We start from the raw sequence: 17,991 nt of genomic DNA, 5'->3' as shown, positions 1-17,991 counted from the left end.
CAGTAATAGCAGGCCCGATCGCGGACCGTCGCCAGCCCGAGCCCGGAGGGGGCCGCGGTCTACTGAGCGGTACGTTTCGAGTATCGAATGTCGCACTCGAGGTGTCACACTGACCCCGGATGGCGAGGTCATCGGTGTTTACGCGCTAATCTTGCATCCGAATTACCTGTGATCAGCGACGTGGCCCCGGCGGTGTGGCTGTTGTCCGGAGCTATGAGATGGGAGGAGGGCTTGTGGAGCTGCTCCTGCTGACCTCCGACCCCAACCCCGAGTCGGTGCTGCCCGCTCTGTCGCTGCTGGCGCACAATGTGCGACCGGCGCCGACGGAGGTGGCGTCCCTGCTGGAGGCGGGGACCGCGGACGTCGCGCTTGTCGACGCGCGTACCGACCTGGCCGCGGCCCGCGGCCTGTGCCGACTGCTCGGCAGCACCGGTTCCTCGGTGCCGGTGGTTGCCGTGCTCACCGAGGGCGGGCTGGTCGCCGTCAATGCCGACTGGGGCCTGGACGACATCCTGCTGCCCGGCACCGGACCAGCCGAATTGGACGCCCGGCTGCGGCTGCTGGTCGGCCGCAACGGCGGCGTGGCGAGCCCGGAGAACACCGGCAAGATCACCCTCGGTGAACTGGTGATCGATGAGGGCACCTACACCGCGCGGCTGCGCGGTCGCCCGCTCGACCTCACCTATAAGGAATTCGAACTCCTCAAATACCTCGCGCAGCACGCGGGCCGGGTCTTCACCCGGGCCCAGCTGCTGCAGGAGGTCTGGGGCTATGACTTCTTCGGTGGCACCCGCACGGTCGATGTGCACGTGCGACGCCTGCGCGCCAAACTCGGCAGCGAATACGAATCGCTGATCGGCACCGTCCGCAATGTCGGCTACAAGGCCGTCCGCCCGTCCCGCACCGCCGCCAAGGGCGAGCCCGTCACCTTCCCCGACGACGAAGCCGCCGAGGGCACCGATGACTCCCAGTCGGTGACGGTCAACGGCTCCGTTCAATAGGGGCGATCGGAATTACGTACCGGGCTCGCGCGTTCGCTGCGGTGACGAGGGTCGGTACGACGAGGGAGACGTGACTCATGGGTGAGACGACACTGCGGTGGAGTGAGCGGCTCGACGCCGAAGCAGCGCACGCGGTGCGCGACCTGCTCGCGCGGGCGGCCACGGCCGACGGTGTCGAGCCGGTCTCCGAACAGGCCGTGCTCTCGCTGGCCGCGACCGATTCCGGGGCCGCGCACCTGGTCGCGGAGCGTGACGATGTCATCGCCGGTTACGCGAATCTCGTTGCGGCACATGGTGAACACCCCGCAATGGCGGAGGTCGCCGTCGATCCCGCCGCCCGCGGCGCTGGCATCGGGGCCGAATTGGTCGGCGCCGCATTGGAAAAGGGCGGACCCGGAGCTCGCGTGTGGGCGCACGGTGATCGGCCCGCGGCCAAGGCGCTCGCGACCCGGCTCGGCCTGCGCACCGCACGCGAGCTGTGGCAGATGCGGCGCACATTAGCAACACCGGAGCTACCCGAGTTGGTGGTACCGGAAGGCATCGTGCTGCGGACCTACGAAGGCCCGGCCGACGACGCCGAACTGTTGCGCGTCAATAGCGCGGCCTTCGCCTGGCATCCGGAACAGGGTGGCTGGACCGAACGCGATATCGAGGTGCGTCGCGAGGAGTCCTGGTTCGACCCGAAAGGGCTGTTCATCGCGGTGGATCCGGCCGATCCGGACCGCATCCTCGGATTCCATTGGACCAAGGTGCATTACGAACAGCGCCCGCCGGTCGGCGAGGTTTACGTGGTCGGTATCGATCCGGTCGCGCAGGGTAGGGGGCTCGGCCGTCTGCTCACCCTCGCCGGCCTGCGCTACCTGCGGGAACGGGATCTCGCGGAGGTGCTGCTCTACACCGAGGCGGATAACGCGGCGGCAGTGCGCACCTACACGCGACTCGGCTTCGCCCCCGCCCACGTCGACGTCGCGTATTCGGCCCGTGACTGAATAACAAGCGGCCCGCCGGGGTTACTCGAGTAACACTGGGGCAAATGTCACACAAAACGTGCCCAATCGCGCCGGGCTGTTCACTCTGTGTTCACTCAGCTTGGTCCAACTGTCAACCGAGCGACCCTACGTTACATACGGGCGGCGCAGTTGCCGCCTGGTGCGCAAGTTCCCCGCGAACGGCACCACGAAACCCGCCCGGGCCGGTGAGGGACCGGGCGTGTCGAACGCGATTCCCGGAGGAATAGTGAACTTCAAGCGCAGCAGCGCCATGATCGGTGTGCTGGCGGCCGTCGCCATGCCCCTGGCCGCCTGTGGCAGTGATAACAACTCGACCGGCGGTGACAGCAGCAACGTCGCCAAGGTCGACGTCGCCTGCGGTGGCAAGAAGGCCCTCAAGGCCAGCGGCTCCTCGGCGCAGAAGAACGCCATGGAGCGCTTCATCGCCGCCTACGAGGGCAACTGCAGCGGCCAGACCCTGAACTACACCTCCAGCGGTTCGGGCGCCGGTGTCAATGAATTCCTCGGTGGCCAGACCGATTTCGCCGGTTCCGACTCGCCGCTGAGCGACAAGAAGGGTGAGCCCGCCAAGGCGCAGGAGCGCTGCGGTGCCCCGGCTTGGAACCTGCCGACCGTCTTCGGCCCCATCGCGGTCACCTACAACATCGACGGCGTGAGCGACCTCGTGCTCGACGGCCCGACCCTGGCCAAGGTCTTCACCGGCGCCATCACCTCTTGGGATGCCCCCGAGGTCAAGGCGCTGAACCCGAAGGCCACCCTGCCGTCCGGCCCCATCGCGGTGATCTTCCGTTCCGACGAGTCGGGCACCACCGACAACTTCCAGCTCTACCTCGACGCCGCCTCCGACGGCGCGTGGGGCAAGGGTGCCGGCAAGACCTTCAACGGCGGTGTCGGTGAGGGTGCCAAGGGCAACGAGGGCACCTCGGCCGCCATCAAGAGCACCAAGAACTCGATCACCTACAACGAGTGGTCCTTCGCCAAGGCGCAGAACCTGCCGATCGCGCAGATCGTCACCTCGGCGTCCAAGGACCCGGTCAAGCTGACCCCGGAGTCCGCGGCCAAGGCCGTCGACAGCGTGAAGATCAAGGGTGAGGGCAACGACCTGGTGCTCGACACCTCGTCGTTCTACAAGCCGACCGCGGCCGGTGCCTACCCGATCATCCTGCCGACCTACGAGATCGTCTGCTCGAAGTACGCCGACGCCGACACCTCCAAGGCGGTCAAGGCATTCCTGACCTCGGCCGTCAACAACGGCCAGAAGGGTCTGGACACCGCGGGTTACGTCTCGATCCCGGACAAGTTCAAGACCAAGCTGACCACCGCCATCGCCGCCATCAACTGATAGCCGCCACGCCATGACCGTGCACCCTGAGGTGACCGCCGCGGGCCAGTCGGACTCGACTGGCCCGCGGGCGGCTGGAGATACTGCCCCTATGTCGAGTGAACCGAGCACCGAACCGGCCTCACCGAAGGATCCGGCTGCCGCCAAGGCCAGGCAAGGCCACAGCCAAGGGGCCGAGGTCGTCTTCCGGTCGCTAGCCACCGCGGCGGGTGCGACGGTCGTGGCGGCCATCGCGCTGATCGCCCTGTTCCTGTTGATCCGGGCCTGGCCCTCGATCATGGCGAACGAGGCGAACTTCTTCACCAGTACCGAGTTCAGCACCACCAATGCCGACCATCTGCGGTTCGGCATCCGAGACCTGCTCATGGTCACGGTGCTGAGCTCGATACTGGCGCTGGCGATCGCGGTGCCGATCGGTGTCGGCATCGCGCTGTTCCTGACCCACTATTCGCCGAAGCCGATGGCGCGTCCGTTCGCGATGCTCGTCGATCTGCTGGCGGCGGTGCCGTCGATCGTGTTCGGTCTGTGGGGCTTCCTGGTGCTCGCGCCGCGGATGGAACCCGTCGAGACCTTCCTCAACGACAAGCTCGGCTGGTTCTTCCTGTTCTCCGACGGCAATGTGTCGATCTCCGGTGGCGGCACCATCTTCACCGCGGGCGTGGTGCTCGCGGTAATGATCCTGCCGATCATCACCTCGGTCTCCCGTGAGGTCTTCAACCTGACGCCCGTCTCGCATATCGAGGCCGCGCAGGCGCTCGGCGCGACCAAATGGGAGATGGTCCGGATGACGGTGCTGCCCTACGGCCGCAGCGGTGTGATCGCCGGATCCATGCTCGGCCTCGGCCGCGCGCTCGGTGAGACGATCGCGGTGCTGGTCATTCTGCGCACCTCGGCGCAGGCCGGACACTGGTCGCTGTTCGACGGCGGCTACACCTTCGCCTCCAAAATCGCCGCCGCCGCTTCGGAATTCAGTCAGCCGCTGCCGACCGGCGCCTATATCGCGGCCGGCTTCGTGCTCTTCGCGCTGACCTTCATCGTCAATGCGCTGGCGCGGCTCGTGTCCGGTGGAAGGGTGAACGGGTAATGACCACCACGACGACTCTCGACAAGCCGGTCAAGGCGCCCACCTTCCGGCATGTCAGCACGGCCCGCCGGGTCAAGAACAACATCGCGACCGCGGTGGTCTGGATCTGCTTCGCCATCGCGCTCGTGCCGCTGGTCTGGGTGCTGTTCATGGTGGTGTCCAAGGGCCTGGAATCGGTGGTCTCGCCGGACTGGTGGCAGAAATCGCAGAAGGGCATCCTGCCGGATCAGACCGGCGGCGGTGTGTACCACGCGATCTACGGCACCATCGTGCAGACCGTCGTCGCCGCGATCATCGCGGTGCCGCTCGGCATCATGGCCGCCGTGTACCTGGTCGAATACGGCCGTGGTGTGCTGGCCAGGGTGACCACCTTCATGGTGGACATCCTCGCGGGTGTGCCGTCCATCGTCGCGGCCCTGTTCATCTTCGCGCTGTGGATCGCGACATTCGGCTTCCCACAGAGTTCGTTCGCGGTATCGCTGGCCCTGGTGCTGCTGATGCTGCCGGTGGTGATCCGCAGCACCGAGGAAATGCTCAAGCTGGTTCCCGACGAATTGCGCGAGGCGTCCTACGCGCTCGGAATTCCGAAGTGGAAGACCATCGTTCGGATCGTCGTGCCGACCGCGGCGCCCGGCATGATCAGCGGCATCCTGCTCTCATTGGCCCGCGTGATGGGTGAGACCGCGCCGGTGCTGGTGCTGGTCGGCTACAGCAAGTCGATCAACACCAACCTCTTCGACGGCAATATGGCCTCGCTGCCGCTGTTGATCTACCAAGAGTTGGCGAATCCGGAGCCTGCGGGCCGGGCGCGGGTGTGGGGTGCGGCGCTGACGCTCATCCTGCTGATCGCCCTGCTGTACGCGGCGGCCGCGGTCGTCAACAAGCTGCTCACGCGGAACCGATAGAAGCGAAACGGATATTCAGATGGCCAAGCGGATCGACGTCAAAGACCTGAACATCTACTACGGCAAATTCCACGCGGTTGCCGATGTCAAGCTGTCGGTGTTGCCGCGCAGCGTGACCGCCTTCATCGGCCCGTCCGGTTGCGGTAAGTCCACGGTGCTGCGTTCGCTCAATCGGATGCACGAGGTGACCCCGAACGCCCGCGTCGAGGGCGCGGTGCTGCTCGACGGCGAGGACATCTACGGCTCGCAGGTGGACCCGGTCGGCGTGCGCCGCACCATCGGCATGGTGTTCCAGCGCCCGAACCCGTTCCCCACCATGTCGATTCGCGACAATGTGGTGGCCGGGCTGAAGCTGCAGGGTGTGCGCAACAAGAAGGAGCTCGACGAGGTCGCCGAGCGCTCGCTGCGGGGCGCCAACCTCTGGAACGAGGTCAAGGACCGCCTCGACAAGCCGGGCGGCGGTCTCTCCGGTGGTCAGCAGCAGCGTCTGTGCATCGCGCGCGCGATCGCGGTATCGCCCGATGTGCTGCTGATGGACGAGCCGTGTTCGGCGCTGGACCCGATCTCCACCCTGGCGATCGAGGACCTGATCACCGAGCTGAAGAAGGAATTCACCATCGTCATCGTCACCCACAACATGCAGCAGGCCGCGCGGGTGAGTGACCAGACCGGCTTCTTCAACCTGGAGGCGCAGGGCAAGCCGGGCAAGCTGATCGAAATCGACGATACCGAGAAGATCTTCTCCAACCCGGGCCAGAAGGCGACAGAGGATTACATCTCCGGTCGCTTCGGATAAAGGCTCTCCCGCCTCCCCGCACCTTCAGGCGCCGGACTCAGGTGCCTGAAGGTGACGTTCGCGGCTGGCGGAGCACCTGAGCCCGTACCCGGCGAGTTACCCATGTGCTCGCGAAATCAGCGGAACCGGCTGAAATGTGAAGGCCCGCGCTACGGCGCGGGCCTTTTCGCTCTGTAGGCAAATGTAATTCGTTCGAGCCGCATGAACGTTCGCGCCGTCGTCCCGGTTTGCGCCGGGATCCAGTGGATTCCGGCTAGCGGAGCGACGGCGCGGCGCGTGCCTTGTCCCGTTGCGGGGATGTTCGCGTGCGTGCCCTGGTTTCCTTGTCCGGCAGGCGGATTCGCCGGTATCAGGACTCGGCGTCGGGATCCGGCGGTAGCACGCCGGTGACCAGGAAGATCACCCGACGGCCGATCTCCACCGCGTGGTCGGCGAAGCGCTCGTAGTAGCGGCCGAGCAGGGTCACGTCGACTGCTGCGGCGACGCCGTACTTCCAGTCGCGGTCCATCAGGAGGGTGAACAGGTGACGGTGCAGATCGTCCATCGCCTCGTCGTCCTCGTTGAGCTGGGCGGCGCGCTCGGGATCGCGGGTCTCCAGCACCTCCTTGGCGCTCTCACCCATATTGACCGCGATGCGGCCCATTTCGGCGAAGTAGCCGTTCACCGACTCGGGGAGCGCGTGATTGGGATGGCGCCGGCGGGTCACCTTGGCGACGTGCAGTGCCAGCGCTCCCATCCGGTTCACATCCTGGACGATCTGGATCGCGCTCACTACCTGCCGCAGATCGCCCGCCACTGGTGCCTGCAGCGCAAGCAGGGCAAACGCCCTCTCCTCGGCGTCGGTGATCAGTTCGGCGATCCGGTCGTACTCGCTGATCACCGACTCAGCCAGAGTGAGGTCGGCCTGGAGCAGAGACTGGGTGGCCCGGTCCATCGCCGAACCCGCCAGACCAGCCATCTCGCCCAGCAGGTGGGCGAGGTCGGCCATTTGCTCGTTGTAGATGACACGCATGAAAACAGACACTAGTGCCCAGTGCTGACCTAGTCACCAACACTGGGTTAATGAGTGGTGCCGAACATTAGCGACGGTGTTGCCCCAGTTCGGGGCCATACCTACTTGCAGGTGTCGTCGGCGGCGTTGACGTGCTCCAGATCCGAGGGCAGTGTGACCGGCGCCGCACTCGATACCGTAACCGATACATTCGAGATCGGATCACCGACCGGCGTCGGCGTCCGCACCGTGCCCGCGAAGTCGGCGCCGATCACGACCTCGACGATGCCGCCGAGATCCTTCGCCTCCTCCATGGTCGCTCCCGGCAGGGAGCTGGCCACGGTGGCTGCCTCGGCCTCGTGGCCGGAGCCGAACCGGACCTTGGTGGCGACCTCGGAATTCCCGCCGGAGTAATTGCCCGTGTTGTAGATCTGGAAGCCCTGGTTGCCGAGTTTGGTCGCCGCCTTATTGGCTACGCCCGGCGTCCCCGAACCATTGGAGACCAGCAGCGACACCGTGCCCGGGTCGACCGCGAACAGCTTCGGCGGCGCCGGTTGGGCCGACGGGATCGATCCGGGGGCCGGAGTCGACTTCTTCTCGCCCGGCAGCGGCTGGTCGTCGATGACGGCGCGGAAGATCGCCTTGATATCGGACTCGCGGGGGATCTCGTTGCCGTAGGAGGTGGTGCCCGCGGTCGGGATGGTCAGGAAGGTGACCGCGCCCGCGTCGACCTTCTGCAGCGAGCGGCCCAGGGTCAGCAGGTCGGTGGGCTGGACCTTGTCCACGAAGGTGTGGCTGGTGAACGCGGAGATGAAGCCGTTCAACTTGCCGGGATCGAAGAGCACCCGGCTCGACAGCGCACCGCGCAGCAGCGAGGCCAGGAACCGCTGCTGACGGTTGATCCGGTCGTAGTCGCTGCGTTCCTCGCCGTAGACGTGCCTGGCGCGCACGTAGCTGAGTGCGGTCGCGCCGTTGATGCGCTGTCGGCCCGGATTTTCCAGCACGGTGCCGAGGATGCCGTCGGTGATCGGCTTCGGGGTACAGACATCGACGCCGCCGACCTGGTCGACCATTGCCTCGAAACCGGCGAAGTCGATGCCGATGAAATGTCCGATGTTCAGGCCTGTCATCTTGCGGATCACATTGACCAGGCACTTCGGTCCGCCGAGCGCGTATACGGCGTTGAGCTTGTCACCCATGGCCGAGGGGAAGACCTCGCTGGTGTACTCGGCCTTGTCGTTGTCCCAGCCGTTGCACTGCGGCCGGGTGACGTCCAGGTCGCGGGGAAACGAGACGACCACGACGCGCGAGCGGTTCTTGGGAATGTTCACCAGCATGACGGTGTCGGCGCGGGCGCCCTCGGCGTCGTCGAGCGTGCCGGCGCCCACCTGTCCGTTGACGCCGGCGCGGGTGTCGGTGCCGACGAGCAGGTAGTTCTCATCGCCGAGCTGGGCGCCCGAGTCGACGACATCCTCGGGATGGTCGTCGAGCGCGGAGACCTGGGTGAAGCCGTTGGCGGTCGAACGTAGATAGCTCCAGCCGCCGCCGGTGACCAGCAGCGCGATCACCGCGAAGATCGTCATGGTGGCCCGGCCCGCCAGCTGCAGCCGCTTATTGCGGCGCTGCCGACTCGCGGCGAGCCGGGACAAGCCGACGCGGGTCGATGCCGCGGCCGTCTTCGGTGCGTCCGAATCGGTGGTCGGCCAGCCGTTGGCGCGCTTCTTGGCGGACGGGGTCTCCTCGACCGGCGGAATCACATCGGTGACGACCTCGGGCGGTTCGTTCCCGCCGGAGGCCGCGGCGGTACGGCGCTTCGCGGCGCCGGCGGCCGTCGAGGTGCCCGCGATGTCGTCGACGACCGCGGAGGACCCGGTGCGGCGCGTGGGGCCCGACGTACGGGGCGGTGCGTCGGCCTTGCTGGCGGCCGGGGTACTCGAGGTGCGGGGTGGTGCGTCGGCTTTGCGTCCGGCGGGGATGCCTGACGTGCGTGGTGGTGCGTCGGCCTGACGTCCGGCTGGGGGGCTCGAGGTGCGGGGTGGTGCGTCGGCCTGACGTCCGGCTGGGGAGCTCGATGTGCGGGGCGGTGCGTCGGCTTTGCGTCCGGCTGGGATGCCTGACGTGCGCGGTGGTGCGTCGGCCTGACGTCCGGCCGGGGGGCTCGATGTGCGGGGCGGTGCGTCGGCTTTGCGTCCGGCTGGGATGCCTGACGTGCGCGGTGGTGCGTCGGCTGGACGTCCGGCCGGGGGACTCGATTTGCGCGGCGGGATATCGGACTGGCGCGCGGAGTCCGCGGACCGGGACGGGGCGGATTCCGGGGGTTTCGGAGCGGCGGTCTCGGATCGCCGCCTGCGTCCGGAGCGTTCGTTGTCGACTTTCTGGACCAGGTCCTGAACCGTCAGCGGGGCCGAGCCGGATTCGGAATCGTTATGTCGGGCTCGGCGGGACGACCGTGCGCCGTCCCGGTCGGTGTAATCCGCCGTGGGATAGCGCTCCCACGGGGCGCGACCTCCGGGCCGTGGCGACTGCCCGTGCCGATCGTCACCCACTAACGAACCTCGCTTTTCGTCTCTGCTGCCGTTTCGGCCGCTTTCGACCGGCATGACCGATTCCGCCAATGATAACGATTCCGCCACGGCGAGCCAGCCCAGTGCGAAATCAACGGGACGCAGAGGTGTGTCGGGACTGCGTGCGCGCTGGTGGGAGGATTCTTGACGATCGGATGTCGCTCGACAGGATCAGCCGCCACTGTGCATCAGATCGGCGCCCGCGGGGACGGCCGGATCGTCCGGATCATCGAGCCAGCCGTGTGGCAGCGCCACCTTGCCCGGTGACCCCTGGCGGCCGCGCGGACCTTCGGCATCGCGGGGAAACGGCGCGGTCGGGTCGAGTTCGCCGATGAGATCCTGCAATTGGGTGAGACTCGACACAGTGGCGAAGCTGCGGCGCAGCTCGGCACCGACCGGAAAGCCCATCAGATACCAGGCCATATGCTTGCGCAGATCGCGCATGGCCTTGTCTTCACCGAGGTGTTCGGCGAGCAGTGCGCCGTGCCGGTACAGCACCTCGCCGACCCGGCCGAGATTCGGCGCCTCGGGCAGTGCTTCGCCGCGCAGTGCCGCCTGCAGTTCGGCGAACAGCCACGGGCGCCCTAGGCAGCCGCGCCCGACAACGACTCCGTCGCAACCGGTTTCGTCCATCATTCGTACTGCGTCGGCGGCGGAGAAGATATCGCCGTTGCCGAGCACCGGGATCGTGGTGACGGCTTCCTTGAGTCGGGCGATCGCGGTCCAGTCGGCCTGGCCCGAATATCGCTGTGCGGCGGTGCGGGCGTGCAGCGCGACGGCCTTGGCGCCCTCGGCCTCGGCGATGCGGCCCGCGTCCAGATAGGTGAGGTGGTCGTCATCGATGCCGATGCGAAACTTCACCGTGACCGGGACGCCGGCCGGTTCGGCACCCGAGACCATCGCCTTGACGATCTTGCTGAACAGCGTGCGCTTGTACGGCAGCGCCGCGCCGCCACCCAGCCGGGTGACCTTCGGCACCGGGCAGCCGAGATTGAGATCGATGTGATCGGCCCAGCCCTCGCCGACAATGATCCGCACGGCCTCGCCGAGGGTGGCCGGATCCACGCCGTACAGCTGCATCGAACGCGGATGCTCGTCCTCGTCGAAGGACATCATGTGCAGCGTCTTCTCATTGCGCTCCACCACCGCGCGCGCGGTGATCATCTCGCACACATAGATCGATGTGGAGCTGCCGAACTCCCGGCACAGCTTCCGGAACGCCAGATTCGTGATGCCCGCCATCGGCGCGAGCACCACCGCCGGATCGACCGGATACGGCCCGATCCGCAGCATGCGCTTGGCCTCAGCGGTAATCGTCACGCCCACCAGTGTCGCATTCGCTGCCGGGGCGGCCCCAAGCCGTACGGACTGACGTGCGTCGATTCACCCTTCTAGGTGGTGGAGCGATCTATCTGTGTGGATCCGAGCCACTGAAGATTCGCTGGCGAGGAGCTCAGCCGAGGTCCGTTAGTACCGCAACGGCCATGTTGTCGTCGCCAGCGTGATCAGGCCCAGATGTGGTCGGCGGTATGGGTCGGGGTGAGGACGAACGATATGAGCAGGCGGCGGATCTCGGGGGGCGTGGCCGGAAGTGGCCTATTGGTCGCGGAGTCTGCGGTGGTAGATCTCGCGTACGGCGGGGTCTGGTTGGGCATATGCCGTTGTCGCGCCGGTGAATTCGGCGACGAGCAGCTGGGCGCGGTAGGGCAGCAGCTGGGCCGACTTGATAATGGCCGCGAGTCTGCGGGGGACGGTGGTCAGCGGCTTGTTCGTCCGTACCGATTGCACGATCGCCTGCGCGACATCCTCCGGATCGACCGTGGTCAGCGGCGTGATCCAGTTCGGCATATTGGCACCGGCCGATAGTTCGGTGCGGACGATGCCGGGCAGCACCGCGCCGACGTGCACACCGTGCTCCTTCATCTCCAGGTGCAGCGCCGAGGTGAAGCCGACCACGGCGTGTTTGGTCGCACAGTAGGTGGCCAGGCCCGGAAAGCCCTGTGTCCCGGCCAAAGACGCGATATTGATCAGATGTCCGGTGCCGCGGTCCTTGAACCGTTGGACGGCGAGCCGGGAACCATGGATCACTCCGTTGAGGTTGATATCGATGATCCGGTCGGTCATTGCCTCGTCCTCATCAGCGAACAGGCCGGTCGGCATGATTCCGGCATTGTTGACGAGTACGTCCAATGGCCCGAGCTCGCTGTCCACGGTGTCGAGGAAGGCGGCGAACGCGGCGCGATCGGTCACATTCAGCGGCAGACCGACGATCTTGGCTTCGGGATCCGCACCCAATTCCGCCGCCGTCTTGGCCACCAGTTCGACATCGATATCGCCGATCGCGACCGCGGCGCCCGCCGCGAGAAATGCCTCGGCGGTGGCGCGTCCGATACCGCGCGCCCCGCCGGTGATCGCGACAACCTTGCCGGTGAGCGGTCCGTCGCCCTTCGATGTGCTGGACATGTCCTCGGCCTCCTACGGTCTATGAGCCATGGCCGGTCGGCGCAGCGCGCCGTGCGCGGCAATACCTTCAGTGTCGAGGTTTACGGCCGGATCGTCGACGGATTCGGAAGTCGGGCTCGAGATGCCCGGCCCGCCCCTCGTGTCGAGGGCGCTACGGCCTTCTCAGACGCCCTCAGTAGCCTGTTACTCGCGGGTATCCCGTGGACCACCACAGACTCATCGGAGAGGGCGAATGACGGAACGGATCGAGGGCACCGCATCAGGCGGGGACGGCGACTCCGGCGTGGAGTCGGATAAGACTGCAGAGACGAGGGCGTCCGATACGAAGGCCGATACGTCCGGGCAGCGGTCGGACCGGCAGTCGGGAACCGTATCGATCCGCGTCTCCACCGTGGTCACCGGCGCGGTAATCGGCGCATTGGTGATCGCGGTCGGTGTATTGACCGGACTTCTGTGGTCGGCGCGCAGCGATCTCGCCGAGCAAAAGGATCGGGCTGCCGCGGATAAGAAGGCTGAGCAGGTGGCCAGCGAATACGCGGTCGGCGCGGCCACCGTCAATTACCAGGACATCCCGTCCTGGGTGGCCAAGCTGAAGGCGAATACCGTTCCGCAGCTGGCGAATAAGTTCGATGCGACCGCGCCCAAGCTCGAACAGATTCTGGTTCCGTTGAAGTGGACCTCCACCGCCGCACCGATTACCGCAAAGGTGATGTCGGAACAAGGCGGTGTCTACAAAGTCGACGTATTCGTAAATGTGAGTTCGACGAATGCGCAGAGCCCGGAAGGCGCGCAGACAACGGTGACCTACAACGTCACACTGGATAAGAACTCGGACTGGAAGATCACCGATGTCGGTGGTGTCGACGGCGCACTGCCGATGAAGTAGCGCCGCGCCGAGTTTCGGCGGTTGAACCTATGAGCTCGCCGATCAGATGGGCGTTGCCGAACATAAACGCGCCGCCGCCGGAGAAATCCGGCGGCGGCGCGTTTATGTTTGCGGGGTCGGAGATCAGCTGGCGACCCCGGCCAGCTCCCGCTTCTTCGCCTCACGGGCGAGCATGCGGTCGCGCTGCTCTTCGAACTTGATGACGTCCTGGCCCAGCTTCTCCAGGAACAGGCCGAGCCGCTCGCGCACGGCCTCACCGCGCGCGGTGAAGTCGGTGCGCTCGAAGATGTTCCACTTCTTGAGCACCGGCGCCACCACCTCTTCGAGGTGCTGGCGCAGGTCGTAGATGCCGTGCTTGGCCATCAGCACGCCGTTGCGGCGGAAATTGGGCATACCGGCGCCGGGCATCTGGAAGTTCTCCAGGATCAGGGTGATCGCCTCGATCGCCTGGTCGGGGGACAGGTCGAGGGCCGCGCCGCACATGTTGCGGTAGAAGATCATGTGCAGGTTCTCGTCGGCGGCGACGCGCTGCAGCATGCGGTCGGCGATCGGGTCGTCGCAGACCTTGCCGGTATTGCGGTGGCTGACCCGGGTGGCCAGCTCCTGGAAGGTCACGTACGCGACCGAATGCAGGAAGCCCGCATCGGCCTCGGTGGGGGAGGCGAAGCCGTTGGTCATGTGGACCATGCGTGCTTCCTCGAGCGCCACGGGATCGACGCCACGGGTGACAACGAGGTAGTCGCGCATGACGATGCCGTGGCGGTTCTCCTCGGCCGTCCAGCGGCCCACCCAGGTGCCCCAGGCGCCGTCCTGGGAGAAGTTCTCGGCGATCTCGCGGTGGTAGGAGGGCAGGTTGTCTTCGGTCAGCAGATTCGTGATCATGGCCGCCTTCGCGAGCTCACTCAGTCGGGACTGCTCCGGGTCCCAGTCCACGCCGCCGAGTGCCGCGAAGTTGCGGCCTTCGTCCCACGGGACATAGTCGTGCGGATGCCATTCCTTTGCCAGGGAGAGGTGCCGGTTGACGTTTTCTTCGGCAACCGGCTCCAACTCCGTGAGCAGCTCGAGTTGAGTCAGATCCCTTGCCATATACAAGCCCTTCATGTGTGCGTGCACTCTTGCAGGTCAGTCCCCGAGTAGACCGTGTCGATGCGGCCATACCTTACGGCACCGTAGGTGTGATGCGAAACGCATCTGGCTGTCAAAAGACACGTCGTGATAGACGTCATACGCCAACGTCGGCGTACGACAACCATCCCGAGTGTAGGGGGTACGCCCGCGCGAAGGGTCTATCGCTATGGGCCGACAGTCGTTAGCCCAGCGTGAGGCATTGCACGGAGTCGGGAGTGTCGGCGCGGGCGTGGTTCGGTGTTCGCCCTTGAAGAAACCGCCCGGCATGTTTCCGAGCGCGCCACCTGCGTTCTCGGCCAGCGCTTCTCCGATCGCGCCCCCTGATGCCGCCGCTCTTGCCGCTGCCGCCGAGCAGACCATCGAGTATGCAGCCGATGCCGCCGGACCGGGTCCGTGGTGCCGCCGTGCTGTCACCGCCGCTGGCGAGCTGTTCGGCCGGATAGGGCCATCGCGATCCGCGCCAGCATCGGCGGCTGCCGGGCGACCAAGTCGTTGCCGCCGGTGCCCTCGGTCGCGCTGATCACCGTGTGCGCGCCGAAGACCTTGCCGACGATCTTCGACCGTCGGCGATACGACCTTGTCGACATTCACCGCGCCCTCGCCTTCGACGAGTTCGCCGTGCTGGTCCAGCGCGCCGATCAGAGCGGCCGCGCCCGCTGGTTCGGTGGCGTTGGCCGGTAATCCGCCGAGCAGGGTCGGCAATGCCGCCTTTACCGCGTTCGTCGCGGTGGCCTGGTCGACACTCAACTTGTCGGCGAGCTGTGCGATGGGGACTTCGGAGAGCGGATCATCGAAAGACGTCATCGGCTCCACCTGTTGTCGAGGGGATGCCCCCGGTGTGCGGGGACGCGCCCTCAGTATGGGAAAGCCCGCCCGAAAATGTGTCGATTTGCGGTCGGTACCGGTGCGCGTCACGCGCGCAGACGGACCGAAAAGACTCAGGCGTCCGGTATGAAACCGGACGCCTGATGTGGTGCCCCCAGTAGGGCTCGAACCTACGACCTGCGGATTAAAAGTCCGTAGCTCTACCAACTGAGCTATAGGGGCGCGGAGGGACAGTGTAGTTGGCTCGGCGCGGATCGGGTAACCGGGGGCGGGGCCCGGTGAGTGGGCCGCGGTTCGGTTCGCTCGGGGTTGCCGGGGAGCAGGGTCGAGTCATGCTGGCGCAGCGGGTAACACGGCGCATGCGCGCGCCGATGCTGCGGGTAAACGTTTGGTGCCCAGCTTTGTTCATTCCGCCTGTGCCGGGCTACCATCCAATCATGTTGCGTACCAATGTCTTTGGATTTGCGGGGGGTGTAGGGTCAGCGCACGGGGGGACGCAGCGAGGCGGCTGGCCGGTGTCGCGCGGTCGGCGCCGCCGCGATCGGTCCGCTGGTCGACTCGGGTGAACGGTGCTGCGTCGCTGCCGAATTCGGAAATCCGAGCGGCTCGATTGCGCGATTGCGCGATGTTAGCTGTAACAGATATCCGGATGTTTCGTCCACTCGAGTCTCCGGTTTGCCGCGTGTCGGATGCCCTTTCCGGGTACGGTGACGACTTGGTGAATTACGGAGGAATCGCCGACTTGCCCGGTGATCCGGAATTCGGCTTATCGTTGTTGTGCCCGAACGTGTCGCGACCGGTACGGCCGATCGTGACTTCCTACGAGTCGACGCCGGGGGAGGCAGATCCGAGACGAAGTAATGCCCAGGTGCGCACCCCCTGCGGCGCACCTGGGCAGGAAAACTATACCAGCTGGTGTGTTTCAGGAATTTCGCAAGTTTTCGTACCGAAAGTTTGAAACTGGGCGAAATCCCGGTTTGAAGTATTGATAAAACTCATAACTTCGCGCCAAGGGTCCGTTCCTTTGGGGGGCACCGTTTGGCGGCGAGTAGGCTTCGGAGGCGTTTCGAGCATGGCACGGCAGCAAGAGCGGGCCCGCCGGACACGCGCGGCGATAATCAGGTCCGCCGCCGTTGAGTTCGGGAAGAGCGGCTATGCCGCTGCATCGCTCAACCGCATATTGGAAGGTTCACGCGCCACCAAGGGCGCCATGTACTTTCATTTCGATTCCAAGGAAGATCTGGCACGCGCCGTACTCGACACCGCGGTCGAACGATATCGGGCATCGGCCGAACGTTGGCTTGCCAGAACCGATCTCGGTCCGCTCGACGTGTTGCACGGCATGATCGACGAGATGGCGTTGCGGCTCGAGCACGACATCATCGTGCAGGCCGAATTCCGGCTGATCATCGAACCGGACTTCTATCGCGATGTGCAGACCGGCGGCGGCCGGATCCTCGGCCGCGCGACCAGGGCGCTCGCGATCCGCGCCATCGATCAGGGGCAGCTGCGCTCCGACGCCGACCCGGACCGCTTCACCCGCACCCTGTCCGCCGCACTGGCTGGCCAGCGCTACCTGGTGGACATCCTCGGCAGCGGGGTCGATCTGCGTGCCCGGTTCCAGGAGGCGCTCGAGGTCGTGGTCGAGGCGATGGCCACCCGGGAGTGGGGGGAGAGGTTCCGCAATGACGGCTGGCGTACCCAGGCTCGGCTGGAAGAGCTCGGTTTGGGAGCCTGAACAGCCGATTTGGGAAACGTGGCCGGTCTGTCATAAGCTATCCCAGCTCCCAACGGACAGCCGTTGAAGCCGATCCGGAGAAATCCGGGGCGAGCCCCCTTCGTCTAGCGGCCTAGGACGCCGCCCTTTCAAGGCGGTAGCGCGGGTTCGAATCCCGTAGGGGGTACGGTCTTCGGATCGTTGGAAGTAACGCAAGGCCCTGTGGCGCAGTTGGTTAGCGCGCCGCCCTGTCACGGCGGAGGTCGCGGGTTCGAGTCCCGTCAGGGTCGCAAGTGAGCGCCGGAGCAATCCGGCGTTTCGCGTATGGCATTCACCACGGGTGCCTGCGGCCAGGTAGCTCAGTTGGTACGAGCGTCCGCCTGAAAAGCGGAAGGTCGCCGGTTCGATCCCGGCCCTGGCCACTCGGAAACGAGGGAACTCTGCGCGCAAAGAGCGCGCGCGGGAGTTCCCTCGTCTTTTTGGTTTTGGGGGTGCAACCCCCAAACCCCGCTCGGCGGGGCTCTCGCCCCCCGAACCCCCAGTCCTTCCGGGGTGCCGCTCCTTGGTTAGCACTCCGCCTTGGTCGGTTCGCTCATCGATAGCCTCTGCTGTTCGCCGCATCTCCTGCCTGCATCTTCCGCGTTCGCTATCGAAACTTTGTTCGATTCGCGGTAGTCTGCGGTCATGCCGGACAGTTCTCGCCTCGACCGGGCACGGACGAACCTCGAACAGGTTCGCGGGCAACTCCTCGACGCTGCGGCATTCGGCAAGCAGCTGAGTCCTGAGCAGCTGGAGAATGCGGCCGGAAAGATCGGTGAGGGGATGCGGATCTTCGTCGAGGCGACGCAGGGACGTGCTTGCGGATAGATCGCTGGTCCACGGCGGCCGGTGTGGAGCCGGGATGGCTGGAAATCTCGGGTGTGGTGATCATGGTGGTGGAATGCTGGGGGCATGGCGGAGAAGTGGTACTACTGCTTGAAGCATCAGCGGGCCGAGAACGGGAAGCAGTGCTGGTTCCGGGACCGGATGGGGCCCTACCCGGATCGGCAGACGGCCGAGCGGGCCTTGGAGATCGTGCATGCGCGCAATGCCCGTGAGGATGCCCGGGATCGGGATTGGCGTGGCGGGGGGAAGTGAGGGCCCGTCAGGGGTGGTGTGGGGCAACTGATTTCGTCCCTGGTTTGCGGCGACGGGCCGGGCGCTCGGGCGGTGGGCGGCGCGATCTGCGAGGTAGTCGGCACATCGCCGGAAAACGGGCGGTCGCGGGAGCCCGTATGCG

17 protein-coding genes, 4 tRNA genes and 1 pseudogene are annotated in these 17,991 nt (G+C 66.0%); 14 read left to right on the top strand and 8 right to left on the bottom strand.

Annotated elements, in window-relative coordinates:
* Nucleotides 1-233: 233 nt before the first annotated feature.
* The 6 genes from ACQP0C_RS38685 to pstB all read left to right on the top strand — a co-directional run bounded on the left by ACQP0C_RS38685 (nucleotide 234) and on the right by pstB (nucleotide 6,138).
* On the top strand, nucleotides 234-1,001 hold the full coding sequence (locus ACQP0C_RS38685) for a winged helix-turn-helix transcriptional regulator (protein ID WP_433681227.1): 768 nt from the start codon (nucleotides 234-236) through the stop codon (nucleotides 999-1,001).
* Nucleotides 1,002-1,078: 77 nt separating this feature from the next.
* Complete coding sequence (gene mshD / locus ACQP0C_RS38680) at nucleotides 1,079-1,990, top strand: mycothiol synthase (RefSeq protein WP_433728337.1); 912 nt, start codon at nucleotides 1,079-1,081, stop codon at nucleotides 1,988-1,990.
* Between the two features lie 247 nt (nucleotides 1,991-2,237).
* Nucleotides 2,238-3,353, top strand: a complete 1,116-nt coding sequence (gene pstS, locus ACQP0C_RS38675; protein ID WP_433728334.1) for a phosphate ABC transporter substrate-binding protein PstS — start codon at nucleotides 2,238-2,240, stop codon at nucleotides 3,351-3,353.
* Nucleotides 3,354-3,444: 91 nt separating this feature from the next.
* The gene (pstC, locus tag ACQP0C_RS38670; RefSeq protein WP_433728331.1) at nucleotides 3,445-4,437 is read left to right on the top strand and encodes a phosphate ABC transporter permease subunit PstC; all 993 of its coding nucleotides are present in this window, start codon (nucleotides 3,445-3,447) and stop codon (nucleotides 4,435-4,437) included.
* Nucleotides 4,437-5,342, top strand: coding sequence for a phosphate ABC transporter permease PstA (gene pstA / locus ACQP0C_RS38665; protein WP_433728329.1), 906 nt, complete (start codon nucleotides 4,437-4,439; stop codon nucleotides 5,340-5,342). The genes pstC and pstA overlap by 1 nt, the downstream gene beginning before the upstream one ends.
* 19 nt (nucleotides 5,343-5,361) lie before the next feature.
* Nucleotides 5,362-6,138, top strand: coding sequence for a phosphate ABC transporter ATP-binding protein PstB (gene pstB / locus ACQP0C_RS38660; protein ID WP_355181844.1), 777 nt, complete (start codon nucleotides 5,362-5,364; stop codon nucleotides 6,136-6,138).
* A 349-nt stretch (nucleotides 6,139-6,487) separates the two neighbouring features.
* Here the strand turns inward: pstB and phoU are convergent, their stop codons facing one another.
* Complete coding sequence (gene phoU, locus ACQP0C_RS38655; protein ID WP_433728326.1) at nucleotides 6,488-7,150, bottom strand: phosphate signaling complex protein PhoU; 663 nt, start codon at nucleotides 7,148-7,150, stop codon at nucleotides 6,488-6,490.
* Nucleotides 7,151-7,251: 101 nt separating this feature from the next.
* Nucleotides 7,252-8,886 (bottom strand): LCP family protein, encoded by a 1,635-nt coding sequence (locus ACQP0C_RS38650; RefSeq protein WP_433728324.1) that lies wholly within the window; start codon nucleotides 8,884-8,886, stop codon nucleotides 7,252-7,254.
* Between the two features lie 4 nt (nucleotides 8,887-8,890).
* Between ACQP0C_RS38650 and ACQP0C_RS38645 the strand changes: the two genes are divergently transcribed.
* Nucleotides 8,891-9,136: a hypothetical protein gene (locus ACQP0C_RS38645; RefSeq protein WP_433728322.1), complete on the top strand. Its 246-nt coding sequence runs from the start codon at nucleotides 8,891-8,893 to the stop codon at nucleotides 9,134-9,136.
* 728 nt (nucleotides 9,137-9,864) lie between these two features.
* On the opposite strand, the gene dusB is transcribed toward ACQP0C_RS38645, so the two are convergent.
* The gene (gene dusB, locus ACQP0C_RS38640) at nucleotides 9,865-10,986 is read right to left on the bottom strand and encodes a tRNA dihydrouridine synthase DusB (RefSeq protein ID WP_433734776.1); all 1,122 of its coding nucleotides are present in this window, start codon (nucleotides 10,984-10,986) and stop codon (nucleotides 9,865-9,867) included.
* Nucleotides 10,987-11,289: 303 nt separating this feature from the next.
* On the bottom strand, nucleotides 11,290-12,156 hold the full coding sequence (locus ACQP0C_RS38635) for an SDR family oxidoreductase (RefSeq protein ID WP_433728320.1): 867 nt from the start codon (nucleotides 12,154-12,156) through the stop codon (nucleotides 11,290-11,292).
* A gap of 232 nt (nucleotides 12,157-12,388) precedes the next feature.
* Here ACQP0C_RS38635 and ACQP0C_RS38630 point away from each other — a divergent pair, with 232 nt between their 5' ends.
* A complete protein-coding gene (locus ACQP0C_RS38630) occupies nucleotides 12,389-13,042 on the top strand; it encodes a hypothetical protein (RefSeq protein ID WP_433728318.1) in 654 nt (217 codons plus the stop codon).
* A 123-nt stretch (nucleotides 13,043-13,165) separates the two neighbouring features.
* Here the strand turns inward: ACQP0C_RS38630 and ACQP0C_RS38625 are convergent, their stop codons facing one another.
* From ACQP0C_RS38625 to ACQP0C_RS38610, 4 genes and pseudogenes are all read right to left on the bottom strand, one after another.
* Nucleotides 13,166-14,128: an acyl-ACP desaturase gene (locus ACQP0C_RS38625; protein WP_433728316.1), complete on the bottom strand. Its 963-nt coding sequence runs from the start codon at nucleotides 14,126-14,128 to the stop codon at nucleotides 13,166-13,168.
* A gap of 452 nt (nucleotides 14,129-14,580) precedes the next feature.
* On the bottom strand, nucleotides 14,581-14,757 hold the full coding sequence (locus tag ACQP0C_RS38620) for a hypothetical protein (RefSeq protein WP_433734837.1): 177 nt from the start codon (nucleotides 14,755-14,757) through the stop codon (nucleotides 14,581-14,583).
* Between the two features lie 40 nt (nucleotides 14,758-14,797).
* Nucleotides 14,798-14,974, bottom strand: a pseudogene (locus ACQP0C_RS38615) (DUF937 domain-containing protein); the annotation flags it as partial.
* Between the two features lie 167 nt (nucleotides 14,975-15,141).
* A tRNA-Lys gene (locus ACQP0C_RS38610) sits at nucleotides 15,142-15,217 on the bottom strand.
* 850 nt (nucleotides 15,218-16,067) lie between these two features.
* Here ACQP0C_RS38610 and ACQP0C_RS38605 point away from each other — a divergent pair.
* From ACQP0C_RS38605 to ACQP0C_RS38580, 6 genes are all read left to right on the top strand, one after another.
* The gene (locus tag ACQP0C_RS38605; protein WP_433728314.1) at nucleotides 16,068-16,733 is read left to right on the top strand and encodes a TetR family transcriptional regulator; all 666 of its coding nucleotides are present in this window, start codon (nucleotides 16,068-16,070) and stop codon (nucleotides 16,731-16,733) included.
* A 93-nt stretch (nucleotides 16,734-16,826) separates the two neighbouring features.
* Nucleotides 16,827-16,899 (top strand) — tRNA-Glu (locus ACQP0C_RS38600).
* Nucleotides 16,900-16,928: 29 nt separating this feature from the next.
* Nucleotides 16,929-17,002 (top strand) — tRNA-Asp (locus ACQP0C_RS38595).
* Between the two features lie 58 nt (nucleotides 17,003-17,060).
* Nucleotides 17,061-17,134: transfer RNA gene (locus ACQP0C_RS38590), tRNA-Phe, on the top strand.
* A gap of 262 nt (nucleotides 17,135-17,396) precedes the next feature.
* Nucleotides 17,397-17,579, top strand: a complete 183-nt coding sequence (locus tag ACQP0C_RS38585; RefSeq protein ID WP_433728312.1) for a DUF6374 family protein — start codon at nucleotides 17,397-17,399, stop codon at nucleotides 17,577-17,579.
* Between the two features lie 84 nt (nucleotides 17,580-17,663).
* Nucleotides 17,664-17,849, top strand: a complete 186-nt coding sequence (locus tag ACQP0C_RS38580; protein ID WP_433681195.1) for a hypothetical protein — start codon at nucleotides 17,664-17,666, stop codon at nucleotides 17,847-17,849.
* Nucleotides 17,850-17,991 lie beyond the last annotated feature (142 nt).

This window comes from Nocardia sp. CA-129566 (genome assembly GCF_050956075.1).
In the GTDB taxonomy this organism is placed as follows: domain Bacteria; phylum Actinomycetota; class Actinomycetes; order Mycobacteriales; family Mycobacteriaceae; genus Nocardia.
Note: the sequence above shows the minus strand (reverse complement) of the source record. Positions and strands in the feature narration are given on the sequence as shown.